Source organism: Pseudomonas sp. UFMG81, assembly GCF_015354575.1.
Lineage (GTDB): Bacteria > Pseudomonadota > Gammaproteobacteria > Pseudomonadales > Pseudomonadaceae > Aquipseudomonas.
The window spans coordinates 1-23,543 of the sequence record NZ_JACAFQ010000036.1 but is presented as its reverse complement, the minus strand read 5'-3'; the positions used below and the strand labels follow the sequence as shown (position 1 = coordinate 23,543).

At 65.5% G+C, this 23,543-nt stretch carries 20 protein-coding genes and 1 pseudogene; 8 read left to right on the top strand and 13 right to left on the bottom strand.

What is annotated here, in order from left to right; translation table 11 throughout:
- Positions 1 to 13 precede the first annotated feature (13 nt).
- Positions 14 to 1,153, bottom strand: a complete 1,140-nt coding sequence (locus IX761_RS22075) for a MexC family multidrug efflux RND transporter periplasmic adaptor subunit (protein WP_194791633.1) — start codon at positions 1,151 to 1,153, stop codon at positions 14 to 16.
- A gap of 182 nt (positions 1,154 to 1,335) precedes the next feature.
- Between IX761_RS22075 and IX761_RS22070 the strand changes: the two genes are divergently transcribed.
- Entirely contained in the window at positions 1,336 to 2,868 is a 1,533-nt protein-coding gene (locus IX761_RS22070; protein WP_194791632.1) for an FAD-dependent oxidoreductase, read from the top strand.
- Positions 2,869 to 3,024: 156 nt separating this feature from the next.
- Entirely contained in the window at positions 3,025 to 4,035 is a 1,011-nt protein-coding gene (locus IX761_RS22065) for an aldo/keto reductase (protein ID WP_194791631.1), read from the top strand.
- A gap of 21 nt (positions 4,036 to 4,056) precedes the next feature.
- Here IX761_RS22065 and IX761_RS22060 read toward each other — a convergent pair whose 3' ends face one another.
- The 12 genes from IX761_RS22060 to IX761_RS22005 all read right to left on the bottom strand — a co-directional run bounded on the left by IX761_RS22060 (position 4,057) and on the right by IX761_RS22005 (position 17,225).
- Entirely contained in the window at positions 4,057 to 5,193 is a 1,137-nt protein-coding gene (locus tag IX761_RS22060; protein ID WP_194791630.1) for a glycerate kinase, read from the bottom strand.
- Positions 5,194 to 5,713: 520 nt separating this feature from the next.
- Positions 5,714 to 6,964: an OprD family porin gene (locus IX761_RS22055; RefSeq protein ID WP_194791629.1), complete on the bottom strand. Its 1,251-nt coding sequence runs from the start codon at positions 6,962 to 6,964 to the stop codon at positions 5,714 to 5,716.
- Between the two features lie 62 nt (positions 6,965 to 7,026).
- A complete protein-coding gene (locus tag IX761_RS22050; protein WP_194791628.1) occupies positions 7,027 to 8,229 on the bottom strand; it encodes a benzoate/H(+) symporter BenE family transporter in 1,203 nt (400 codons plus the stop codon).
- Between the two features lie 111 nt (positions 8,230 to 8,340).
- Positions 8,341 to 9,255 (bottom strand): catechol 1,2-dioxygenase, encoded by a 915-nt coding sequence (catA, locus tag IX761_RS22045; protein ID WP_194791627.1) that lies wholly within the window; start codon positions 9,253 to 9,255, stop codon positions 8,341 to 8,343.
- A 37-nt stretch (positions 9,256 to 9,292) separates the two neighbouring features.
- On the bottom strand, positions 9,293 to 9,583 hold the full coding sequence (gene catC, locus IX761_RS22040) for a muconolactone Delta-isomerase (protein ID WP_194791626.1): 291 nt from the start codon (positions 9,581 to 9,583) through the stop codon (positions 9,293 to 9,295).
- 150 nt (positions 9,584 to 9,733) lie between these two features.
- Entirely contained in the window at positions 9,734 to 10,855 is a 1,122-nt protein-coding gene (locus IX761_RS22035) for a muconate cycloisomerase family protein (RefSeq protein WP_194791625.1), read from the bottom strand.
- 28 nt (positions 10,856 to 10,883) lie between these two features.
- Entirely contained in the window at positions 10,884 to 12,221 is a 1,338-nt protein-coding gene (locus tag IX761_RS22030; protein WP_194791624.1) for an MFS transporter, read from the bottom strand.
- Between the two features lie 56 nt (positions 12,222 to 12,277).
- A complete protein-coding gene (locus tag IX761_RS22025) occupies positions 12,278 to 13,039 on the bottom strand; it encodes a 1,6-dihydroxycyclohexa-2,4-diene-1-carboxylate dehydrogenase (protein WP_194791623.1) in 762 nt (253 codons plus the stop codon).
- Between the two features lie 186 nt (positions 13,040 to 13,225).
- The gene (gene benC / locus IX761_RS22020) at positions 13,226 to 14,236 is read right to left on the bottom strand and encodes a benzoate 1,2-dioxygenase electron transfer component BenC (RefSeq protein ID WP_194791622.1); all 1,011 of its coding nucleotides are present in this window, start codon (positions 14,234 to 14,236) and stop codon (positions 13,226 to 13,228) included.
- A 68-nt stretch (positions 14,237 to 14,304) separates the two neighbouring features.
- Positions 14,305 to 14,790 (bottom strand): benzoate 1,2-dioxygenase small subunit, encoded by a 486-nt coding sequence (gene benB, locus IX761_RS22015; RefSeq protein ID WP_194791621.1) that lies wholly within the window; start codon positions 14,788 to 14,790, stop codon positions 14,305 to 14,307.
- On the bottom strand, positions 14,787 to 16,145 hold the full coding sequence (gene benA, locus IX761_RS22010; RefSeq protein WP_194791620.1) for a benzoate 1,2-dioxygenase large subunit: 1,359 nt from the start codon (positions 16,143 to 16,145) through the stop codon (positions 14,787 to 14,789). Before benA ends, benB begins: the two co-directional genes overlap by 4 nt.
- Before the next feature lie 249 nt (positions 16,146 to 16,394).
- A complete protein-coding gene (locus IX761_RS22005) occupies positions 16,395 to 17,225 on the bottom strand; it encodes an oxidoreductase (RefSeq protein ID WP_194791619.1) in 831 nt (276 codons plus the stop codon).
- Positions 17,226 to 17,351: 126 nt separating this feature from the next.
- Here IX761_RS22005 and IX761_RS22000 point away from each other — a divergent pair, with 126 nt between their 5' ends.
- The 6 genes and pseudogenes from IX761_RS22000 to IX761_RS21975 all read left to right on the top strand — a co-directional run.
- Entirely contained in the window at positions 17,352 to 18,242 is an 891-nt protein-coding gene (locus IX761_RS22000) for a LysR family transcriptional regulator (protein ID WP_194791618.1), read from the top strand.
- Positions 18,243 to 18,785: 543 nt separating this feature from the next.
- Entirely contained in the window at positions 18,786 to 19,847 is a 1,062-nt protein-coding gene (locus IX761_RS21995) for a 3-deoxy-7-phosphoheptulonate synthase (protein WP_228533850.1), read from the top strand.
- Between the two features lie 82 nt (positions 19,848 to 19,929).
- The gene (locus IX761_RS21990; protein WP_194791617.1) at positions 19,930 to 20,211 is read left to right on the top strand and encodes a peptidylprolyl isomerase; all 282 of its coding nucleotides are present in this window, start codon (positions 19,930 to 19,932) and stop codon (positions 20,209 to 20,211) included.
- A 13-nt stretch (positions 20,212 to 20,224) separates the two neighbouring features.
- Positions 20,225 to 22,150: an extracellular solute-binding protein gene (locus IX761_RS21985; protein WP_194791616.1), complete on the top strand. Its 1,926-nt coding sequence runs from the start codon at positions 20,225 to 20,227 to the stop codon at positions 22,148 to 22,150.
- On the top strand, positions 22,147 to 23,205 hold the full coding sequence (locus tag IX761_RS21980; RefSeq protein WP_194791615.1) for a microcin C ABC transporter permease YejB: 1,059 nt from the start codon (positions 22,147 to 22,149) through the stop codon (positions 23,203 to 23,205). The genes IX761_RS21985 and IX761_RS21980 overlap by 4 nt, the downstream gene beginning before the upstream one ends.
- Positions 23,205 to 23,543 (top strand): annotated as a pseudogene (locus tag IX761_RS21975) (ABC transporter permease); the annotation flags it as partial. The gene IX761_RS21980 and the pseudogene IX761_RS21975, both read left to right, overlap by 1 nt.

Here is a 23,543-nt window from a genome sequence, read left to right as displayed (position 1 = left end):
AGCTACCCTCGCCTCACTGCGCCGCGGCTTGTTGTGCCTGGGCCAGGGTCACCGGCATGCCAGGGGCCAGGCCCGCCGGGCTGCCGACGATGACCTGGTCACCGGCGCGCAGGCCCTCGGTGATCTGCCAGCGCGCGCCCTGCATCACCCCGGTACGCACGGCGCGGGCCTCGGCCAGGTTGCCGGTGCCCACCACCATCACCCGGGCCTCGCCATCGCTGCCGCGCTGCACCGCCCGCTGTGGCACCAGCAGCGCCTGCTGGTCGGTGCCCTGCGGTGTACGCACACGCACGTACATGCCCGGCAAAAGAATGCCGTCGGCGTTGTCGAAGCGTCCGCGCAGGGTGACCTGGCCGGTGCCACGGTCAACTTCCACGTCGGTGAACATCAGCGCGCCCTGGCGTTGGTAGCTAGTGCCCTCGACCTGGGCCACCAGGGCCTTGTCGCCACTGGCCAGCGTGCCGTCCTGCAGTGCCTGGCGCAGGCGCAGGGCATCGGCGGCGGACTGGGTGAAGTCGACGTAGATCGGGTCGAGCTGCTGGATGCGCGCCATCAGCGTGGCATCGCCCTGCCCCACCAGCGCACCTTCGGTGACCAGCGCGCGGCCGATGCGCCCGGAAATCGGTGCGGTAACCGTGGCGTAGCCCAGGTTCAGCCGCGCGGTCTGCACATCCGCCTGGGCCGAGCGCACCGCCGCCTGGGCGCTGCGCAGTTCGGCGCTGGCGCTGTCGAAGTCCTGCCGGCTGACCGCTTCGATCTGCACCAATGGCTCGTAGCGCTTGACCCGTGCCTGGGCCTCCTGCTGCACCGCCTGAGCCCGTGCCAGGTCGCCTTCGGCGCGAGCCAGCGCAGCCTTGAACGGTGCCGGATCGATCTGGAACAGCACATCGCCGGCCTTCACGTCCGCACCTTCTTCGAAACGCTTGTGCAGGACGATGCCGGCCACCCGGGCACGCACCTGCGCCACCCGCATCGGTTCGACCCGGCCCGGCAGGGTCGAGGCCAGGGCCAGCGGTTCGCTGGCCAAGGTCACCGTTTCCACCGGGAACGCCGCTGGCGCGGCGGCCTGCTGCTCGTCCGCCGCGTCACACCCGGCCAGCGCCACGGCCACCGCCAGCACGCTGGCCACCCCTATTGCACGCAAGTTGCTCATGAAATCACCCGAGCCTTTAGATTAAAAACGGCGCGAATGGTACTTCCGCATGCGAAATGAGTCAATTTAGTCTCATATGGTATTTGTGTGAATAAGTGTAAGCCCACCGCCAGTCGTCGGTTCTGCGCATACCCAGCCCAGGCCAAGCGTCAAATGAGCAGGAAGCCCAGTGGAGAACCGTCATGCCCCTGCACGCCGTGGCCACACTTGACCAACTCGATGAACAACGGCCATTGCGGGTCCAGGCCGGTAGCGAAGAACTGATCCTGGTGCGCCATGGCGACCAGGTGCGCGCCTACCAGGGCAACTGCCCCCATGAAGGGGCGCCGCTTGATGAAGGCGTGGTGTGCGGTGGCCTGCTGGTGTGCCCATGGCACAAGGCCGCATTCGCCGTGGATGAAGGTGCGGTGTGCGAACCGCCAGCGCTGACGGGCCTGCGCCGCTACCCGGTGCAGGTCAAGGACGGCCAGGTCTGGGTCGATGACCAACCTCTGCCCGAGGCTGCAACGCCCCGCCACAGCGATGCCCGGGTGTTTGTGGTAGTCGGTGCCGGTGCCGCGGGTTCGGCCGCCGTGGCCGCCCTGCTCGATCACGGTTTTGGCGGGAGACTGGTGTGGGTTGACCAGGAGCAACCGAACGCCTATGACCGCACCTCGCTGAGCAAATTCGTCATCGCCGGGCAGATGGCGCCGGACGAGGTGCCGACCCTGCTCGAGCCCGATGTACTGCGCCAGGGGCATCTGCAACGCCTGCACGGCAAGGTGCGCACCCTCGATACCAAGGCGCGGGAGATCGTCCTGGCCGATGGCCAGCGCCTGAAGTATGACGCCGCGCTGCTCGCCACCGGCGGCAAGCCGGTACGCCCTGAGCTGCCCGGGGTGCAGTTACCCGGCATCTGCGTGCTGCGTTCACGTGAGGATGCCGCCCAACTGCTCGACCTGGCCGAGCCCGGGCAGCCGGTGGTGATCGTCGGCGACGGTTTCATCGGCCTGGAAGCGGCCTCGGCCCTGCGCAAATACGGCCTGCTGGTGCATGTGGTGACCCGTCACCCCGTGCCGCTGGTGAAACCGCTGGGCGAACGCATCGGCCGCAGCCTGCGCGAGCTGCACGAGCGCAAGGGCGTGGTGTTCCATGGTCCCACCGAGGTAGCCAAATTCGAGGGTAATGAACAGGTAGAAGCCGTGCTCTTGACCAATGGCGAGCGCCTGGCCACCGCGTTGGTACTCCTGGGCACGGGGGTGACGCCTGCGACCAAATGCCTCCAGGGGCTGCAACTGAGCGAGGATCGCTCGGTGCCGGTCGACGCCCATTTGCAGGCCGCTGAAGGTCTGTGGGCCGCCGGCGATATCGCCACCTTCCCGCTCGCCGGGCGCCCGGTGCGCATCGAACACTGGCGCCTGGCCCAGCAGCATGGGGTGATCGCCGCCGCCAATATGCTTGGCGAGCGGCGCCGCTACGACGATGTGCCGTTCTTCTGGACCTACCAGCATGGCCGTACCCTCGAAGTGCTCGGGCACGCTCGGCACTACAACCGTATCGAGTACGTGGGCGAGCCCGAGCATGGCGACTTCATCGCCCTGCAATGCATCGACGACGAGGTCGAGGCAGTGATCGCCAAGGGCTACGCGCGGGCAATGGCGGTGCTGTCGCAGCGGATGAAGCGGCCGTTGTCCAGCCGCGAGGCGCGCGAGCTGATCGATAGCTGGCCGGAGTAGTTCCGTGCAACGCCCCGGGGCGACCGTGGGTGTGGTCCATGCCAAGCATAGGGCCAGCCCGGATCGTTGATCACGGCCGCCTCCTGCACCTTTCAAAGTGGCCGGGTTATGTGTAAAACCACTGGACCCCACTTCGCACGACAAGGATTCGCGCCCATGCTCTACCGCCCCCTCGGCCACTCTGGCCTGCAAGTCTCGGCCCTCACCCTCGGCAGCATGATGTTCGGCGAACAGACCAGCACCGAGGACGCGCTGCGCATCATCGACAAGGCCTGGGACCAGGGCATCAACTTCGTCGACACCGCCGATGTGTACAACGGCGGTCGCTCCGAGGAGATCGTCGGCGAAGCCGTGGCGCGCCACCGCCAGGAATGGATCGTCGCCTCCAAGGCCGGCTACGGCCCGGTGGACGGCATGCCCAACCGCAGCGGGCTGTCGCGCAAGCACCTGTTCAACGCCCTCGACGCCACGCTCACGCGCATGGGCACCGACTACCTGGACATCTACTACCTGCACCGCGAAGACCACAACGTGCCGCTGGAAGAGACCGTGCGTGCCATCGGCGACCTGCTGGCCCAGGGCAAGATTCGCTATTGGGGCGTGTCCAACTTCCGCGGCTGGCGCATCGCCGAAATCTGCAACGTCGCGGGCCAGCTGGGCGTGGCCAAGCCCGTGGTCAGCCAACCGCTGTACAACATCGTCAACCGCCAGGCCGAGCCCGAGCAACTGACCGCCGCCGCTTACCACGGCCTGGGCGTGGTGCCGTTCAGCCCGCTGGCCCGTGGCGTGCTCAGCGGCAAGTACGCACCCGGCTCCACTCCTGACGCCGGCAGCCGCGCCGGGCGCCAGGACAAGCGCATCATGGAAGTGGAATGGCGCCAGGAGTCTTTGACCATCGCTCAGAAGATCCACGCCTACACCGAAGCCAAGGGCGTGGGCATCGTCGAGTTCGCCATTGCCTGGGTGCTGAACAACAGGTTGGTCAGTTCGGCCATCGTCGGGCCGCGCACCGAGGCGCAATGGGACACCTACGCCGGTGCGCTCGAGGTGAAGATCACTGCGGAAGATGAAGTATTCATCGATTCGCTGGTCACCCCGGGACACGCCTCCACCCCCGGGTTCAACGACGTGGCGCACTTCGTCAGCGGGCGCCTGCCGCGCGCCTGATGGCGCTCAGGGTGGCGTGGCTCAGCGCCGCGCCACCTGCCACAACCGCGCCACATCCCCTGCCCGTGCCTTGAGCAGCTCGCCTGCTTGCTTGCAGGCCTGTTCCAGGCTCATCGGCCCACTGGCCAGGGCGAAGGCGGCGTCGATGCCGTGCTCATACAACTGCTCATAGCCCGCACCCAAGGTGCCGGCCAGCACCACCACGGGTACGCCATGGCGCTTGGCGACCCGCGCCACGCCCATGGGCGTCTTGCCACGCAAGGTCTGGGCGTCGAAGCGGCCCTCACCGGTGATGACTAGGTCGGCACCCTGTACAAGCGCATCCAATCCCGCCAGTTCCGCCACCACTTCTACCCCCGGGCGAAATTGCGCGCCCATGAACGCCTTGGCCGCGAAGCCCATGCCACCGGCTGCGCCGCTGCCAGGCTGATCGCGAACATCCCTGCCCAGCAGCTGCGCGCAGTGCTCAGCGAAATGGCCCAACGCCTGGTCCAGCGCCTGCACCTGCTCGGGGCTGGCGCCCTTCTGCGGGCCGAAGATCGCCGAGGCACCGTTTGGTCCGCACAGCGGATTGTCGACGTCGGCGGCGACTTCCACCTGCACCTCGGCCAACCGTGGGTCGAGATCGCTCGCATCAATGCGGGCCAGTTGCGCCAGAGCCAGGCCGCCCTCGGCCAATGGCTGGCCATTGGCATCGAGCAAGCGCAGGCCGAGTGCACGCAACATGCCGCTGCCGCCGTCGTTGGTGGCGCTGCCGCCTATGGCCAGGACGATGCGTTTGGCACCGGATGCCAGGGCGGCGGCGATCAGCTCACCAGTGCCCCAGGTACTGCTGCGACAGGCATCGCGCTGGGCACTGGGAACCAGCTGGATACCGCTGGCCTGGGCCATCTCGATCACCGCGGTACGGCTTTGCGGCAGCCAGCCCCAGGTTGCTTCGACACTGGCGCCCAGCGGGCCGCGCACCACCTGACGGCGCAGCTCACCGTGGCTGGCGGCGACGATGGCCTCCAGGGTGCCCTCGCCGCCGTCGGCCATCGGGCATTCGATCAATTCGGCCTGCGGCCAGACATTCGCCAGACCGCTGGCAATGGCCCGGGCGACACCGGCAGCGTCGAGGCTGTCCTTGAACGAATCGGGGGCGATGACGACTTTCATGGGGCTACTCCTGTGCTGATACCTCGCATGCTGACAGCTGCGCGGCAGAGCGGCCTCTGTCGGATGCACAAAAGTGGGGGTGGGTTGTTTGGGCGGATGCCTGTCTTGCGATTCGGGAATGGCCACTAGGTGCTTGCCGGTGTTTTTGCNGCGCTCTCCAGATCGAGCGCCGCNCGNGCGGCGCATCGCTGGCAAGCCAGCTCCCACATTTGTTTCGGGCCAATCCATTCTGTGAGGTCTCCACTGTCCGCCTTGGTGCATGCCTCAAGTCTGGTGGTGCAGCATCGGCGCCAACGCTGAAACCTTGTCGTACAAACAAGGCGGACAGTGGAGATGGACCAGGAGTAACTGGCCAGAAACAGATGTGGGAGCTGGCTTGNCAGCGATGCGCCGCGCGGGCGGCGCTCGATCTCAAGGGCGAAGAAAAATCACCGGCAGGCACCTGGTCGCCCTCATGCAATCCCAAGCCAGCCCTCAGGCGTCACATCGGCGGAATAACCTGGATCAACAAACCTCGCGATCAAAACAACTGCCAGGTGTACATCAATATCAACCGGTTCTCGTCGATATCACTGCGGTAGTTGGACCGCGCCATGGCATTGCGCACCCGGATCCCCAACCCCTTGAGCACCCCACTCTGCACTGCGTACCCCAGGTCGATGTCGCGCTCACGGTCGCGCCCCTCGAAGCCCTTGCCGGTATCGACGTTGTCGCCAGTGATATAACGCACCGTCGCCGTCAACCCGGGGATGCCCATGGCCGCGAAGTTGTAGTCGTAGCGCAGCTGGTACGAGCGCTCATCGGTATAGGCGAACTCATAGGTCGGCACTTCGTTGCCCAGCGGGCTGATGTTGGCGAACACCCGTGGGAACGGGCTGTCGCCGTACATGGCCTGGTAGCCGGCGCCGAAGCTATGGCCACCTAGCTTGGCGGTGAACATGGAGAAAAATGCCTGGTTGTCGATATTGCCCAACAGCGCATCGCCGTCCTCACGGGCAGTGAAATAACCCAGGTTGGCACTGAGCACCCAGTCCCCCACCGGTTTGCTGTGCTTGAAACCCACGAAGCCCTGCGCGTAGATGTCCTCCAATTGCCCATACCACAGGCTCAGGCTGCTCTGGTTGGCATTGAAGGCATAGTCGCCGCCGACATAGTTGAACGCGTCACTGTCGACCTGACGCATCGGCACGTGGCCAAGCATGGCGTTGAGCTTGGCGTCCCCAGCTTCGTTGCGCAGATGCGTGGAGCTCAGGTGCCCGGCCTGCACGGTCAGGCCTTCGAGCTCGGCGGAACTCAGGCTGACACCCTGGTAGGTAGGCGGCAGCAGGCGGATATCACTGAAGGTCAGCACCGGCAAGTTCGGTTGCAGCTCGCCAACCTTCAGCTCGGTCTTCGACAGCCGCGCCTTGAAGGTCGGGGCCAGGCGGCTGTACTCGCTGGCGGCGCGACCGTCGCCGTGCACCGGTAAAAGGCCGGTGTTGACCCGGTCGGGGCTGCTGTCCAGGCGCAGGCCCAACAGGCCCAATGCATCGACACCAAATCCCACCGGGCCGGGTGTGTAGCCAGACTTGAAATCGAGGATGAAACCCTGGGCCCACTCCTCGGCCTTGGACTGCGGGTTGGCGCCGACGATGTCCGAATAATCGCGGCTGAAGTAGTAGTTACGGGTACTGAGGCTAGCCTTGGCATCCTCGAAGAAGCCGCCGTCGTCGGCGAGCAAGGGTTGGCTGAGCAGGCTCAGGCCGATGGCGACACAAGGGGTGTGGTTCATTCCGAAGCTCTCTGATCTTGTTGTTATGTGTTGAAGCGCAGAACCGGAAGGTGGTAAGTGGCTCAGGTCTCCTGTTTGGTGGCGATGGCGCGTGGTTGTGGCCTGCGCACGTTGATCAGGGCGTGGGCGAGCAGCCCGAACAGCAACCCCCAGAACGCCGCCGACAAGCCGAGAAAGCTCACGCCCGAGGCGGTCACCAGGAAGGTGAACAGCCCGGCATCGCGCTCGCCGGGTTCGGCCAGGCTGCGCGCCAGGGCCTCGCTGATCGCGCCGTACAGCGCCAGGCCCGCCAGGGCGGCGATCAGCGCGGCGGGAAAGGCGGCGAACAGCGATATCAAGGTGGCGCCGGCGATGCCCAGCAGCAGGTACAGGCCGCTGCCTGCGACCGCCGCCACATAGCGCCGACGCGGGTTCTCATGCGCCTCTGCGCCAGTGCACAGGCTGGCGGTGACCGCCGCCAGGTTCAGCCCATGGCAGCCGAACGGCGCGAGCAACAAGCCGCCAAGCGCACTGGCACTGATCAGCGGGCTGGCTGGGGTGGCGTAACCGGCATTGCGCAGCACCGCCATGCCCGGCATGAACTGCCCGGTCAGGGCCACCAGCACCAAGGGCAAGGCCAGGCTGAAGGTCGCGGCCAGGCTGAACTGCGGGGTGGTCCATTGCGGCGTGGCCAGGGCCAGCACCAGTTCGCTGCCGCGAAATTCGCCACTGGCCACGGTCACCAAGGCGCCCACGGCCAGTACCACCGCCACCGCATAGCGCGGCTGTACCCGGCGCACCAGCACGTAGGTGGCGAACATCGCCAACACCAACAGTGGCTGCACCGGCAAGGCGCGGAACACCTCGATGCCAAAACTGAACAGGATCCCGGCCTGCATGCCGGCGGCGATAGAGCCCGGTAGCCGGGCGATCAGGTGGTCGAAGGCGCCACTGATGCCGATCAGCAGCAGCACCGTGTTTGCCACCAGGTAGGCGCCGATCGCCTGCTCCAGGCCAATCTGCGGCAAGGCGGTGACCAGCAGCGCCGAGCCTGGGATCGACCAGGCGATCACCACCGGTACGCGGTAACGCAGACTCAGCAGGCCACCGAGCACAGCACTGCCCATGGACACCGCCCATACCCAAGAGGACAGCTGGCCATGGGACAGGCCAGCGGCTTCGGCGGCGTGGAAGATGATCACCAGGGGGCCGGCGTAGGAGATCAGCGTGGCGATGCAGCCGGCCACCACGGCGGACAGGGAGCAATCCTTGAACAGGGTTTTCATGGGATTTCTCGCAGGGCGTATAAAAAAGTGGCGCAGTCAATCGCGGGGCAAGCCCGCTCCCACAGCGTTACTGCAAACCTGTGGGAGCGGGCTTGCCCCGCGAAGAGGCCTTCAACCGTGCTGCAAGGCCCGCGGCCGCCCGCTGCGTTGCTCGGCTTCACTGCCCAGGGCCTGCTGCAACTGGAAATCAAAGCGCAGCTCGGCCAAGCGCCCCTGCTCGCCCTCACGGAACACCACTTCCCCTACCAACCCATCCCGGGTGGCATAGGCAAAGTCATCCCACAGGTACTTGTCCCCGGCCAGGTTGATCTGGGTGGTCAAGTGCCGGTGCCCCGGCGCAGAGATGAAGAAATGAATATGCGCCGGGCGCTGGCCGTGGCGACCGAGCAAGTCCAGGCATTCCTGGGTCGGCCCCTGCGGGTCGCAGCCATAGCCTGACGGCACGATGGAATGCGCGCGGTAGCGGCCTTGCGCGTCGGTAATGATGCGCCGGCGCAGGTTGTACTCGGACTGGCTCTGGTCGAAGAACGAATAGGTGCCCCGGGTGTTGGCATGCCACAGGTCCACCGTGGCCCCGGCCAGCGGCTGGCCATCGGGGCCGCGCACCACGCCTTCGAGCAGCATCGGCGTGGCGACATCCGCCTCGCTGCCGTCGTCCATGCGCGTTTCGCCCTGGGCAATTGGCGCACCGGCCACGTACAGCGGGCCTTCGATGGTGCGCGGGGTGCCGCCGGCCAGGCCCACCGCGGCATCCTTGGCGTCCTGCAACAGGTCGAGGAAATGCTCGATGCCCAGCCCCGCCACCAGCAGGCCGGCTTCACCGCGGCCACCGAGGCGGTTGAGGTAGTCGACGGCGAGCCAGAACTCGTCCTCGCTGATCTCCAGGTCTTCGATCAGGCGCGCGGTGTCCTGCAACACGCGCTGAACGATGCGCTTGAGGCGCGGGCTGCCCTCGTCGTTGCCAAAGCCTGCGGCTTGTTCGAAGAATTTCTGCACATCAGGGGTGTGGGCGATCTTCACGGTCATGATCAGGTACCTCGTGTTGTTCTTGTCGTAGGGGTGTTCAGCGGTCGTCGCTGTGGATCGACGAGGGGTGGCGGCACAGGCCGGCGACCTCGATGTCCATGTAGGGGAACAGCGGCAGTTGCATCAGGGTGTCGTGCAGTGCCTCGACGCTGGGCACGTCGAACACGCTGTAGTTGGCGTAGTGGCCGGCGATGCGCCACAGGTGGCGCCAGGTACCGTCGCGCTGCAAGCGCTGGGCCAGCGCTTTTTCATCGGCCTTGAGTTGCGCGGCCTTGGCCGGGTCCATGTCGACCGGCAGCTTTACGGTCATCTTCACGTGGAACAGCATGGGGATCTCCTTGCGTAGCACTGGATCATTGATTTGGCAGGAACCCTGTGGGAGCGGGCTTGCCCGCGAACACCGGCATCGCCGGTGCCATCCACCGTGTCGCCTGCTTCGCGGCTAAAGCCGCTCCTACAGGGCTGAGTGTTTCTGCCGCTAACGGCGGGCGAATCGCGCGAACTGCGCCTCGTCCAGGGTCAGCCCCAGGCCGGGGGTGGTGGGGACGTGCAGCTGGAAGTCGCGGTACACCGGCGGCTGGCTGACGATTTCCTCGGTCAGCAGCAACGGCCCGAACAGCTCGGTGCCCCAGGTCAGCTGGCGAATGGTCAGGAAGGCGTGGGCCGAGGCCAGGGTGCCCACGCTGCCTTCGAGCATGGTCCCGCCGTACAGCGCAATACCGGCCGCCTCGGCGATCTGCGCGGTGCGCAGCACGGCGCGCGGGCCGCCGTTCTTGGCGATCTTCAGGGCGAAGATGCTCGCTGCGCCATCGGCGGCCAGGCTGAACGCATCCTCGACGCTTTCGATCGACTCGTCGGCCATGATCGGCGCCTGGCTGCGCTGGTTCAGGCGAATCTGGCCGCCACGGTTGATGCGCGAGATCGGCTGTTCGATCAGGTCGATGCCGTTGTCCCCCAGCACCTGGCAGGCACGAATGGCCTGGGACTCGTCCCAGTACTGGTTGACGTCGACGCGCACGCTGGCGCGCTCGCCCAGCTCACGCTTGATCGCCACCACGTGCTTGAGGTCCTGCTCCACCGGGTTGGCGCCGATCTTCAGCTTGAACACCCGGTGCCGGCGGATGTCGAGCATGTGCTCGGCCTCGGCGATATCGCGGGCGGTATCGCCGCTGGCCAGGGTCCAGGCCACTTCCAGGCTGTCGCGCACCCGGCCACCGAGCAGTTCGCTGACCGGCAGCCCCAGGCGCTTGCCCTGGGCGTCAAGCAAGGCGCTCTCGATGCCGGACTTGGCGAAGGTATTGCCCTTGGCCAGCTTGTCGAGCTTGAGCATGGCGGCGTTGATGTTGTCGGCGGCCATGCCGACCAGCGCCGGCGCCAGGTAAGCGTCGATATTGGCCTTGATGCCTTCCGGGCTTTCGTAGCCGTAGGCCAGGCCACCGATGGTGGTGGCTTCGCCAATGCCTTCCACGCCGTCGCTGCAACGCAGGCGCAGGATCACCAGGGTCTGCTGCTGCATGGTGTGCATGGCCAGCTTGTGCGGGCGGATGGTCGGCAGGTCGACGATGAACGTCTCCAGCCGGTCGATAGTCGGGCTTGTCATGCCAGGCTCCAGTTCAGTCAGTAAAGGGTCAGGCCGTCGCCGCCAGGGCCTGGCGCCGGCCACTGGCCAGGTGCACGGCCATGGCCAGCGCGGCGATTGCGCCGGGGATGGCGAAAGCGATGAAGTTGAGTTGCAGCGGCAGGTTGATACCCATCAGCGCGCCCCCGAGCAGCGGGCCGACGATGGCGCCGTTGCGGCCGATGCCGGAGGCCCAGCCCAGGCCGGTGGAACGCACCGACAGGCCATACAGCTGGGCGGCGCCGGCATACAGCAGGATCTGCGTGCCGATGGTGGTGGCGCCGGCGATGAAGATCAGCAGGTACAGCACCGGCATCGGGCTGTTGACCCCCAACAGGCTGATCGACAGCGCGGCGGCGATGAAGAACGCCACCTTGACCTTGACCAGGTTGTAGCGGTCGCCCAGCCAGCCACCGAGGATCGCCCCGGCCATGCCGCCGAAGTTCAGCACCAGCAGGAACGAAAGGCTCGACCCCAGGCTGTAGCCAGCGTTGGCCATGAGTTTTGGCAACCACGAGCTCAGCGCATAGACCATCAGCAGGCAGCAGAAGAACGCCAGCCACAGGGCCAGGGTGCGGATGGCCAGGCCGTTCTGGAACAACTTCAAGACCGAAGTGAAAGTGCCGGCCTTATCGCGGGGCAAGCCCGCTCCCACGCTCAGGGTGTCTTCAGGTTTTACGTCGCACTTGGGGTCGAGGCGCTTGAGCAGCGTGCGCGCCTCGTCCATGCGGCCCTGGCGCACCAGGAAGCCAATGGACTCGGGCAGGTAATAGAGGATCACCGGCAGCAACAGTAGCGGCACGGCGGCGGCGAAGAACATCGACTCCCAGCCGAAACGCGGCAACAGGAAGATACCAACCCCGGCCGAGAGCATGCCGCCTAGCGAATAGCCGCTGAACATGATCGCCACCAGGGTGCTGCGCAGGCGCTTGGGCGCGTATTCGTTCATCAGCGCCACGGCGTTGGGCATCAGCCCGCCGCAGCCCAGCCCGGCGAAGAAGCGGTAGAGGCCGAACTCGGTGGGGCTGCTGGCGAAGCCGTTGAGGATGGTGGCGCCGGAGAACAACGCAAAACAGATGGCGATACCCTTCTTGCGCCCGATGCGGTCGGCCAGGCTGCCGAACGCCAACGCGCCGAACATCATGCCGAACAGCGCGTAGCTGCCCAGGGCACCCGCTTGCAGCGGGGTCAGGCCCCACTCTTTCATGATGGTCGGCAGGACCACGCCGTAGATGAACAGGTCGTAGCCGTCGAAGATCAGCAGCAGGCCGCACCAGGCCATGACCATCCAGTGGAAGGGGCTGAAGCGGGCGTTATCGATGATCGGGTGCACGTCGAGTGTTCGCATGGCATCTGTCTCTTTTGTTTTTGTTGTGTGAAGAGAAAACCTTGCCGGGGCGACCGTCAGCCGAGGTCGCCACCGCCCACCGGCAGGGTCGTGCCGGTGATGTACGAGGCCTCGTCGGAGGCCAGGAAGAGGATTGCGCCGACCTGTTCGTCGAGGCTGCCGTAGCGCTTCATCAGGCTGCTGGCGACGGTCTGGTCGACGATCTGCTGGTACCAGTGCTTTTCCTGCTCGCTCTGCGCGGCCTGGTTGCGCGGGATGCGCCGTGGCGGCGCCTCGGTGCCGCCGGGGGCGGTGGCGTTGACGCGGATGCCGCGCCCTGCGGTTTCGAACGCCAGGCACGCGGTGAGTGCGTTGACGCCGCCCTTGGCCGCGCCGTAGGGCACGCGGTTGACCCCCCGGGTGGCGATGGACGAGACGTTGACGATGGCGCCGCTGCCGCGTTCGAGCATGTACGGCAAGGCGGCGTGGCAGCACCACAGGGTCGGAAACAGCGAGCGGCGCACCTCGGCCTCGATCTGCTGCACGTCGTAGTGCTCGAACGGCTTGGCCCAGATGGTGCCGCCAACGTTGTTGATGAGGATGTCGAGGCGGCCGTAGGTGTCCACGGCGCGGGCCATGACCTTGGCGCAGTCGTCGTGTTGCTCAAGGTCGGCGGTGAGGGTCAGCATGCCCTCGCCGGCCAGCTCATGGACCAGTTCGGAGCGGTCCACAGCCACCACCTGCGCGCCTTCGGCCTTGAGCCGCCAGCACACGGCGCGGCCGATGCCCTGGGCGGCGCCGGTGACCAGGGCGACTTTGTTGTGGAATCTGTTGTTCATCATCTATCTCCGCTTCCCCGCTGGTCCCTGTGGGAGCGGGCTTGCCCGCGAAGGCGTCCGACCAGGCACCGTTGTTGAACCTGCTGGCCTCTTCGCGGGCAAGCCCGCTCCCACAGGGTTGGCGTATTGCCAGGAATAAAAAGAGGCCACCCTCACCCGCACGATGCGGGCAGCCCCGTGAAAACCTCAGGCGGACGCGGCGAACTTCTCGTAGTAGAAGTTGGCCGGGGTGATGCCCTGTTCGCGGATGTACTGGCTGACCGCCTCGACCATCGGCGGCGGGCCGCACAGGTATACGTCCACATCGCCTTCGTTGAGGTGGCGCGGCTCGATGTGCTGGGTCACGTAGCCCTTCTGCGGGTACTGGCTGTTGGGGTTGGCCACGCAGGCGCTGTAGGTGAAGTTGGGGATGCGCGCGGCCAGGGCCTGCAAGCGGTCCAGCTCGACCAGGTCGAAGTCGTTGGTCACCCCGTAGATCAAGTGCAGCGGGTGTTCGCTGCCCTGCTCGGCGACCTTCTCCAGCATCGCGGTGAACGGCGCCAGGCCTGTGCCGCCGGCCAGCAGCAACAACGGGCGCTGGATCGGCCGCAGGTAGAAGCTGCCCAAGGGGCCCGCCAGGCTCATGCTGTCGCCGGCCTTGGCCAGCTGGGTGAGGAAGCTGCTCATCAGCCCGCCCGGGACGTTGCGGATCAGGAAGCTGACTTCGCCGTCCTTGGGCAACGAGCTGAACGAATAGGCACGGCTCTGCTCGCTGCCCGGCACCCTGAGGTTGACGTACTGCCCCGGCAGGAACGCCAGGCGGTTCAGCGCCTCGCCCTTGATCGACAAGGCGATGGTGCTGGCCGACAACTGGCGCACATCGCTGATGGCGGCCTCGAAGCTGGCCTGCTCGGTCTTGCACAACTGCGACGAGGCCGGGATGCGTACCACGCAGTCGCTTTCGGCGCGCATCTGGCAGGTGAGCACGTAGCCCTGGGCGATTTCTTCCTCGCTCAGGGCGTCCTCGATGAAGTTGTCGCCCAGGTCGTAACGGCCCGATTCGGCCTTGCATTTACAGGTGCCGCAGGCGCCGTCACGGCAGTCCAGGGGGATGTTGATGCCCTGGCGGTAAGCGGCGTCGGCCACGGTTTCCTGGCCGTCGGCCTCGATGAAACGGGTCACCCCGTCTTCGAAATTCAGTGCGATGTGGTAGCTCATGGTGCACCTCACGGGCGAGCCTGGCCGCGGCGCGCCATAGGGCACACCGACAGGCTCCGCCGGGTGGATCAGATGTGGTAGATGTCGATGACCTGACGCACGTAATCGTTCTTCAGCACCACCTTCTTGTGCCTGATCAGCGGCTGCTCGCCGCGCAGGTCGAGGGTGTAGAAGCTGGTGCCGAAGTAACTGTCGGTGGTCTTGTAGCGAAAGCTCAGGGTGTGCCAGTTGAAGCGCACCAGGCAGCTGCCCTCGCCCTGCTCGACGATCTCGATGTTGCTGATGTTGTGCGAGGTGCGGGTGTCCGGCACGGTCGCACTGGAACGCTCGGTCTTGATGCGGAAGACCCGGTCCTCGAGGCCGCCACGGTTGCCGTACCAGATCAGCGAGATTTCGCTTTGCGGGTCTTCGGTCAAGGTGTCGTCATCGTCCCAGGACGGCATCCAGAAGGTCGCGTCGCTGGCGTACAGCTCCAGCCACTGGTCCCACTGGGCATCGTCCAGGTAGCGCGCTTCGCGGTAGAGGAAGTCGCGCACGGTGTCATGCAGGCTCATTGCACGGCCTCCACGGGGATCAGTTGCTGTTCGTCTTTGAGCGCCTGGATCATGGTGTCCTGCCAGTACTTGTGTTGCAGCACGAACAGGCCCTCATCCTCGGTGCGCACGCCCGACAGCAGCGGCTCGAGTTCGATTTCCTTGGCCGCTTCGTCGGCACCTTCGACCCAGTGCTGCGCGCCGCGGGACATGTCGTTCCAACCGGTGCCGCCGCCGTAGCCGGTCTGGCAGGAACGGAACTCTTCCAGGTCATCCGGGGTGGCCATGCCACTGACGTTGAAGAAGTCCTCGTACTGGCGAATACGCTTGGCCCGGGCATCGGCGCTCTCGCCCTTTGGCGCGATGCAGTAGATGGTGATTTCGGTCTTGTTCACCGAAATCGGCCGGGCGATGCGGATCTGCGAGCTGAATTGGTCCATCAGGTACACGTTGGGGTACAGGCACAGGTTGCGCGAGTTCTCGATCATCCAGTCGGCGCGGGCCTGGCCAAAGTCAGCGGCCAGCTGCTCACGGCGCTCGTAGGCCGGGCGATCCTCGGGGTTGGCCCAGCGGGTCCACAGCAGCAGGTGGCCGTGGTCGAAGCTGTAGAAACCACCGCCCTGCTTGGCCCAGGCCCCGGCGCTCATGGTCTTGATCTCGTCGCCTGCCTCGCGCTGCTTGCGCTGGTTCTGGGTGGCGGCGTAGTTCCAGTGCACCGAGCTGACGTGGTAGCCGTCGGCGCCGTTCTCGGCGGTGAGCTTCCAGTTGCCTTCGTAGATGTACGAGCTGGCGCCGCGCAGCACTTCCAGGCCCTCAGGGGACTGGTCGACGATCATGTCGATGATCTTCGCCGACTCGCCCAGGTGCTCGACCAAGGGTTTCACGTCAGCGTTCAGGCTGCCGAACAGGAAGCCACGGTACGACTCGAATCGCGCGACCTTGGTCAGGTCGTGGGAGCCGTCGCAGTTGAAGCTGTCGGGGTAGCCGGCGTTGCTCGGGTCCTTGACCTTGAGCAGCTTGCCGCTGTTGTTGAAGGTCCAGCCGTGGAACGGGCAGGTGTAGCTTGAGCGGTTGCCGCGCTTGTGCCGGCACAGCATGGCGCCGCGGTGGCTGCAGGCATTGAGGAAGGCGTTGAGCACCCCGTCCTTGTTGCGCGCGATGAAGATCGGCTGGCGCCCCATGGTCAGGGTGAGGAAGTCGTTGTTTTCGGGGATCTGGCTTTCGTGGGCCAGGTAGATCCAGTTGCCCTCGAAGATGTGTTTCATCTCCAGGTCGAACAGGCGCGGGTCGGTGAACATTTCACGCTTGCAACGATAGACGCCCTTTTCCCGGTCATCTTCGAGCATGGCATTGAGGTAGTCGAATCCCAGGGACATGGCCAGGGCCTCCATTGTTATTGTTCAGGCCGGGTCAGGTTATGCCCTGGGTGGGGGCGCAGATATCCAGATTGTGCAGAGTGCTATCCGTTTTGTGCAGGCAGTTGTGTCTCATCGCCGACAAGCCGGCGCCCACCCTGACCTCGCCGTGCTCAAGACTTGCGCTGTACCTGTGGGAGCGGGCTTGCCCCGCGATGACGTTCGCCAGCCATCGCGGGGCAAGCCCGCCCACAACGTCGATCGTTGCTGTTACTGTGGGAAGTCCGTGGACATCGACAGCTCACGCCACACCTTGAGCTCCCCCTCGACCAGCGCATGCTTGGCCTCGATCCGCGCCACCGCATCACTGCCCAGCGCCAGACGCTGCGGTGGTTGCGCCATGTCGGCCAAGGCCAGCATGGCCCGGGCGAACTGCTGCGGGTCGCCCGGTTGGGCGTGATTGGCTTCGGCGGCGAAGTGGCGCATGCGCCCGACCGTCTCGGCGTAGTCATCCAGCTCCAGGGCCGTCTTCACCAACGATTGCTCGTCGAGGAAGTCGGTGCGGAAGAACCCAGGCTCGACCACCGTCACCTTCACCCCCAGCGGCGCAAGTTCCTGGTGCATGGCTTCGCTGATGCCCTCCACGGCGAACTTGGTCGAGCCGTACACACCCCAGCCCATGTAGGCCTGGTAGCCACCCAGCGAGGAGATGTTGATCACATGCCCGCTGCGCTGGCGGCGCATATGTGGCAGTACCGCGCGGGTGACATTGAGCAAGCCGAACACGTTGGTGGCGTACAGCCGCTCGGTCTCTGCGGCGCTGGTCTCCTCTACCGCGCCGAGCACGCCGAAGCCTGCGTTGTTCACCAGGATGTCGATGCGCCCGAAGCGCCGGATACCGGCAGCTACCGCTTCCAGGGCTTGCGCTTCGCGGGTCACGTCCAGGCGCACGGCCAGCAAGTTGGGGTGTTGGCCCAGGCGGGCCTCGATGTCTTCGGGTTTACGGGCAGTGGCGATAACGGCATCGCCGGCGGCCAGCGCCTGTTGTGCGACAAGGGTGCCAAAACCACGGGAAGCGCCAGTGATGAGCCAGGTACGCATGATGATTCTCCGCTTGCGACCCTGCACCGCGCAGGGTCTTCTCGATCAGTCGAGGCCACTGTACGTCCACAGAATTACTGTGATAATCCCACTTATTTCGCATGCACCTATGAGAGTTTTTCAGCAATGAAGACCCCCAACACGGCCGACCTCTCGCTGTTCCTGTGCATTGCCCGACACCTTAATTTCAGCCGCGCCGCCGTAGAGCTGGGCCTAAGCCCCTCGGCACTGAGCCATGCTTTGCGCACACTGGAAACCCGCCTGGGGGTGCGCCTGTTCAACCGCACCACCCGCAGCGTGGCCCTGACCGAGGCTGGCACGCGCCTGTACCAGCGCTTGCAGCCAGCATTCCGCGATATCGCCGATGCCCTGGCAGACCTCGACCACTTGCGCGACACGCCCTCCGGCACCCTGCGTATCACCGCTGGGCGTGCCGCCGTGCGTCTGGCCCTGCTGCCCCTGGCCAGCCGCTTTCTCGCCGCCTACCCCGATGTGCGCCTGGAGATCAGCGACGACGATGCGTTCATCGATATGGTCGGCGAAGGTTTCGATGCCGGCGTGCGCCTGGGTGAGCGACTGCAAGCCGACATGGTGTCACTACCGCTGGGGCCGTATTTGCGCTCGGTGGTGGTCGGCTCACCGGCCCTGTTCACGCGCTATGCCAAACCGCAGCAACCCCATGAACTGCGCCAACTACCGTGCATTGGCCACCGCTTCCCCAGCGGTGCCCTGTACCGCTGGGAGTTCGAGCGCGCAGGCCAACGCCTTGAAGTGGATGTCCAGGGGCCACTGGTGCTGGGCGATGTCAGCCTGATGCTCGGCCCGGCGCTGGACGGCGTGGGGCTGGCCTATCTGTTCGAGGACATGGTCCGCAAGCAGCTGGCCAGCGGCGAACTGGTCCAGGTGCTCGGCGAATGGTCCTACTACTACCCAGGCCTGCATCTCTACTACCCCAGCCGGCGCCAAGTGCCGGCGGTGCTCAGGGCCTTCATCGAGTTCGTGCGCAGCCAGCGCTGAACACAATTGATCACGCCGATAGCATTTATCCATTGAATGCCGGCGCACAGGTGCAGTAAGCTCGGGCTCATTCACTGGAGAGCAACATGTCGAAACAACCCCGCAACCTCGCCAATCACACCGGTCGCCCAGCGCACCGCGTGCTGGCCGTTGCCGGTCGTAACGCCGTTGCACCCTTTTATTTTGGTTATTGGTTTAGCTACTAGGCGCCGATAACCCACCCGGCGCCCACTTTCGAGGGGCCGCCGAACACGAGAATACTCAAACCCCCGGTCGGCTCCCCGACCGGGGGTTTTGTTTTTCCGGGCTATCGAACATCACCGATTCATCTTGAGGACTGCGACATGAACTACATCACCTATTCCTACCCAAGCACCTTTGCATGGCGATTTAGCCAATCCCGTTCGGGCCAGCCTGCCGCCTCCGTTCGGTCGATTTCCGGTGGCATTGCCGCACAACAACCCAATTTGACGACCAGTCGAACACCTCGATAGGGCCGACCACGCGGGCCAGAACCCGCCGTCCGCCCAGGGAAAACACGCCATGCACGCCTCGAACCTCGCCCTGCCCCTGACCCAACCGCAAGCGGCCAACACCACTGTCAGCCGACGCCTGCCCAGCCCGCACCTGCTCAAGCAGCAGATGCCGCTGTCGACCGAACTCAGCCAGCAAGTCCACACCCACCGCCAGGCCATCCGCGCCATCCTCGAAGGCCGCGATGAGCGTCTGCTGGTCATCGTCGGCCCATGCTCGATCCACGACCCGCGCTCGGCGCTGGAATACGTCGACCGCCTGGCGGCACTCAACCATGAAGTCGGCGACAAGCTGCTGCTGGTGATGCGCGCCTACGTTGAGAAACCCCGCACCACCGTCGGTTGGAAAGGCCTGGCCTACGACCCGCACCTGGATGGCAGCGACGACATGCACGCCGGCATCGCCCTGTCCCGTGGCTTGATGCTGAGCATGATCGAACGTGGCCTGCCGATCGCCACCGAGCTGCTGCAACCGATGGCCGCCGGCTACTTCGACGACCTGCTGGGCTGGGCCGCCATCGGCGCGCGCACCACCGAATCGCAAATCCACCGCGAGATGGTCAGCGGCCTGGAGCTGCCGGTCGGTTTCAAGAACGGCACCGACGGCGGTATCGGCATCGCCTGTGACGCCATGCGCAGCGCGGCGCACCCGCACCGGCACTTCGGCATGGACGCACAAGGCTACCCGGCGATCATCGAGACCCTGGGCAACCCTGACACCCACCTGGTGCTGCGCGGCGGGCACAAGGGGCCGAACTACGATGCGGTGAGTGTCGCCCAGGCGCGCCAGGGCCTGGCCAAGGCGGGCCTGGCGCCACGGATCATGGTCGATTGCAGCCATGCCAACAGCGGCAAGGACCCGATGCGCCAGCCCGCGGTGTTCGAGGATGTGCTGCAGCAACGCCTGAACGGCGACCGCTCGCTGGTCGGGGTGATGATCGAGGGCCACCTGTTCGACGGTTGCCAGGCACTGGGCGCCGGTGCGCTGAAGTACGGGGTGTCGATCACCGACGGCTGCCTGGGCTGGAGCGCGACCGAGAGCATGCTGCGCGAAGCGGCCAAACGTTTGTAGGAAGCAGTCGGCAAGCCTTGCGAGACATGGCCTGGACAAGTGCGCTAGGCTTGCCCTTTTTCACCCCTAGGAGCAGTACCCCATGGCCCGAGCCACCGCCCGCCACATCCTGGTTGCCACTGAAGACAAGTGCAACGAACTCAAAGCACAGATCGAAGCCGGCGCCGACTTCGCCGAAATCGCCAAGGCCAACTCCACGTGCCCATCCAGCCGCCAGGGCGGTGACCTGGGTTCGTTCGGCCCAGGCCAGATGGTGCGTGAGTTCGACACCGTGGTGTTCAGCGCACCCCTGAACGTTGTCCAAGGCCCGGTGAAAACCCAGTTCGGTTACCACCTGCTGGAAGTGACCAGCCGCCAGGACTAAGTCATCGCAGACGATGATGACTTCTGTGGGAGCGGGCTTGCCCGCGAATGCGTCAGGCCAGGCGACGATGTTGCCTGAGCGGATGCGTTCGCGGGCAAGCCCGCTCCCACAACTGTTATGTGGCATTGCACTCATGTGCATGGCCTGCTTCGCCCAGGCCGCCCCAAGCCACGCCCTCACCGTTTACGGTGAAGCCCCCCGCTACCCCGCAAATTTCCAGCACTTCGATTACGTAAACCCTGGCGCCCCCAAGGGCGGCAGCCTGCGCCGCTCGGCGCTGGAGATCGGCCAGTTCGACCATATCCTGCCCTATATCGACAAAGGCATCGGCGTCAGCCAGGTCGATGGCTGGCTGTACGCACCACTGGCCATGCGCTCGCTCGACGAGCCCTTCACCGTCTATGGGTTGCTCGCCCAGCGCCTGGAGCGTGGCCCGGACGATGCCTGGCTGCGCGTCTACCTCGACCCACGGGCGACCTTCGCCGACGGCAAGCCGGTGCGCGCCGAGGACGTGCGCTTCACCTACGAATTGCTGCTGTCCAAGGGCAGCCTCAAGTACCGCACCCAGTTCGCCGAAGTCAGCGCCGTGACGGTCGAAGGGCCACGCCAAGTGCGCTTCGACTTCAAGCAACCTCATGGCCGTACCCTGGCGCTGGAACTGGCCAGCCTGCCGGTACTGCCCGAGCACGACTGGCAGCAGCGCGATTTCGCCGGCGGCGCCGGCTTCGACAAGCCGGTGGGCAGCGGCCCATACCGTATCAGCCGGATCGACAACGGCCGCAGCATCACCTTCGAACGCAACCCCGACTGGTGGGCGAAAGACCTGCCGGTCGCCCGTGGCCTGTACAACTTCCAGCGCCTGCGCATCGAGTATTTCGGCGATACCGAAGTGGCACGCCAGGTGCTCAAGGGCGGTGGCTACGATTACAACCGCGAGTTCTCCGCCACCGCCTTCACCCTCGGCTACAACGGTGCCCCGCTCGACGACGGCCGCCTGCAGCGCGCCCATCTGGGCAAGGCCAAGCCACAGGTCGCCCAGGGCTTCGTGTTCAACCTGGACAAGCCGCAGTTCAAGGACCGGCGCGTGCGCCAGGCGCTGGGCCTGCTCTGGGACTTCGAATGGAGCAACCGGCAGATGATGCGCACTATGTACATCCGCCAGCAGAGCCTGTTCTCCAACACCCCGCTGGCCGCCCGCGCATTGCCCGATAAAGATGAACTGAAACTGCTCGAACCGCTGCGCGGCCAGGTGCCCGACGAGGTCTTCGAGCAGGTGTTCAACGCCCCGGTAACCGACGCGTCGGGGATCGTGCGCAAGCAACAGCTGCAAGCCCTGGCCCTGCTCGAAGCTGCCGGCTGGCAGCCGCAGGGCGACCGCCTGGTCAACGCCCAGGGCGAACCGCTGAGCTTCACATTTCTCAATGGCCAGTCGGGCCTGGAGCGCCTGCTGTTGCCGTGGAAACGCAACCTGGCGCAGATCGGCATCGAGCTGAACATCCGCAACGTCGATTCAGCCCAGTACGTCAACCGGCTGATGGCCCGCGACTACGACATGATCGTCACCGGCTACCCGGTGACCCTGTCACCAGGCAGCGAGCTGTACAACTATTTCGGCTCTGCCGCCGCCAACGACCCCGGCTCGAACAACCTGATGGTGCTCAAGGACCCGGCCGTGGACCGCCTGCTCGACGGCCTGGTGCGTGCCGACACCCAGGCCGACATGCTGCGCCACGCCCATGCCCTGGACCGGGTGCTGCAGTGGAATTACTACTGGATCCCCAACTATTACCCGCCGGGCAGTTCCACCGTGTGGTGGAACCGCTTCGGCCTGCCCAAGGTGCAAGCCACCTACGACGAAGGCCTGGACACCTGGTGGGAGGTCAGCCCGACGGCGTTGACCAACGGACAGATGGTCGAACAGCTCGGGAAGCAGCCATGACCGGATACATCGTGCGCCGCTTGCTGCTGATCATCCCCACCTTGCTGGCCATCCTGCTGGTCAACTTCGCCATCGTCCAGGCAGCGCCCGGCGGCCCGGTCGAACAAGCCGTGGCACGGCTGCAAGGTATTGGCGGCGGCGCCCCCGGCGCGCGGGCAGAGGTGGTACACGGCGAGTCCCGTGCCACCCGCGGGCTCGACCCCAAGCTGATCGAGGAGATCAAGCGCCAGTATGGCTTCGACAAGACGGCCCCCGAACGCTTGTGGTTGATGCTCGGGCAATACGCGCGGCTGGACTTCGGCCAGAGTTTCTTCCGGGGTGCCAAGGTCACCGACCTGATCCTTGAGAAAATGCCGGTGACGCTGTCGCTGGGCTTCTGGGCAACCTTGATCACCTACCTGGTGTCGATCCCGCTGGGCATTCGCAAAGCGGTGCGCCATGGCAGCCGCTTCGATGCCTGGAGCAGCGCGCTGATCGTGATCGGTTATGCCCTGCCCTCGTTCCTGTTCGCCCTGTTGCTGATCGTGCTGTTCGCCGGTGGCACCTCGCTCAACTGGTTCCCGGTGCGCGGGCTGGTGTCGGACGATTTCGACCAGCTCAGCCTGCTGGGCAAGGTCGCCGACTACTTCTGGCACCTGGTACTGCCGGTGGGCGCCCTGGTGATCGGCGGCTTCGCCACCCTGACCCTGTTGACCAAAAACGCCTTCCTCGACGAAATCTCACGGCAATACGTGGTCACCGCCCGGGCCAAGGGCCTGAGCGAGCGGCGGGTGCTGTACGGCCACGTGCTGCGCAACGCCATGCTGCTGGTGGTGGCCGGGCTGCCCCAGGCACTGATCACGGTGTTCTTCGCCGGCTCCCTGCTGATCGAGGTGATCTTCTCCCTCGACGGCCTGGGGCGCATGAGCTATGAGGCGGCGGTGTCACGGGACTACCCGGTGGTGTTCGGCACGCTGTTCATCTTCACCTTGGCGGGGTTGCTGATCCGCCTGATCGGTGACCTGTGCTACACGGCGCTCGACCCGCGCATCGACTTCGATGCGAGGGCGCACTGATGCTCTCGCCCATTGCCCTGCGCCGTCTGCGGCGTTTTCGCAGCAATCGCCTTGGCTGGCTGTCGCTGTGGCTGTTCGCCGGTGTGTTGCTGCTGAGTCTGGGTGCGGAACTGGTGGCCAACGACAAGCCGTTGCTGCTGTCGTACAAAGGCCAGCTGTATACCCCCGCGCTCAAGCGCTACACCGAGCAGCAGTTCGGCGGCCAATTGCCGTTCCAACCCGATTATCGCAGCCAGTACGTACGCCAACTGATCGAGGGCCAGGGCGGCTGGATGCTGTTCGCGCCGATCCCGTTCAGCGCCGACACCCCCAACTACGACCTGCAAGTGCCCACCCCC

Excerpts from the sequence above, each read along its gene's own strand:
- IX761_RS22075 (WP_194791633.1), bottom strand. The coding sequence starts at position 1,153 with ATGAGCAACTTGCGTGCAATAGGGGTGGCCAGCGTGCTGGCGGTGGCC.
- IX761_RS22070 (WP_194791632.1), top strand. The coding sequence starts at position 1,336 with ATGCCCCTGCACGCCGTGGCCACACTTGACCAACTCGATGAACAACGG.
- IX761_RS22065 (WP_194791631.1), top strand. The coding sequence starts at position 3,025 with ATGCTCTACCGCCCCCTCGGCCACTCTGGCCTGCAAGTCTCGGCCCTC.
- IX761_RS22060 (WP_194791630.1), bottom strand. The coding sequence starts at position 5,193 with ATGAAAGTCGTCATCGCCCCCGATTCGTTCAAGGACAGCCTCGACGCT.
- IX761_RS22055 (WP_194791629.1), bottom strand. The coding sequence starts at position 6,964 with ATGAACCACACCCCTTGTGTCGCCATCGGCCTGAGCCTGCTCAGCCAA.
- IX761_RS22050 (WP_194791628.1), bottom strand. The coding sequence starts at position 8,229 with ATGAAAACCCTGTTCAAGGATTGCTCCCTGTCCGCCGTGGTGGCCGGC.
- catA (WP_194791627.1), bottom strand. The coding sequence starts at position 9,255 with ATGACCGTGAAGATCGCCCACACCCCTGATGTGCAGAAATTCTTCGAA.
- catC (WP_194791626.1), bottom strand. The coding sequence starts at position 9,583 with ATGCTGTTCCACGTGAAGATGACCGTAAAGCTGCCGGTCGACATGGAC.
- IX761_RS22035 (WP_194791625.1), bottom strand. The coding sequence starts at position 10,855 with ATGACAAGCCCGACTATCGACCGGCTGGAGACGTTCATCGTCGACCTG.
- IX761_RS22030 (WP_194791624.1), bottom strand. The coding sequence starts at position 12,221 with ATGCGAACACTCGACGTGCACCCGATCATCGATAACGCCCGCTTCAGC.
- IX761_RS22025 (WP_194791623.1), bottom strand. The coding sequence starts at position 13,039 with ATGAACAACAGATTCCACAACAAAGTCGCCCTGGTCACCGGCGCCGCC.
- benC (WP_194791622.1), bottom strand. The coding sequence starts at position 14,236 with ATGAGCTACCACATCGCACTGAATTTCGAAGACGGGGTGACCCGTTTC.
- benB (WP_194791621.1), bottom strand. The coding sequence starts at position 14,790 with ATGAGCCTGCATGACACCGTGCGCGACTTCCTCTACCGCGAAGCGCGC.
- benA (WP_194791620.1), bottom strand. The coding sequence starts at position 16,145 with ATGTCCCTGGGATTCGACTACCTCAATGCCATGCTCGAAGATGACCGG.
- IX761_RS22005 (WP_194791619.1), bottom strand. The coding sequence starts at position 17,225 with ATGCGTACCTGGCTCATCACTGGCGCTTCCCGTGGTTTTGGCACCCTT.
- IX761_RS22000 (WP_194791618.1), top strand. The coding sequence starts at position 17,352 with ATGAAGACCCCCAACACGGCCGACCTCTCGCTGTTCCTGTGCATTGCC.
- IX761_RS21995 (WP_228533850.1), top strand. The coding sequence starts at position 18,786 with ATGCACGCCTCGAACCTCGCCCTGCCCCTGACCCAACCGCAAGCGGCC.
- IX761_RS21990 (WP_194791617.1), top strand. The coding sequence starts at position 19,930 with ATGGCCCGAGCCACCGCCCGCCACATCCTGGTTGCCACTGAAGACAAG.
- IX761_RS21985 (WP_194791616.1), top strand. The coding sequence starts at position 20,225 with ATGATGACTTCTGTGGGAGCGGGCTTGCCCGCGAATGCGTCAGGCCAG.
- IX761_RS21980 (WP_194791615.1), top strand. The coding sequence starts at position 22,147 with ATGACCGGATACATCGTGCGCCGCTTGCTGCTGATCATCCCCACCTTG.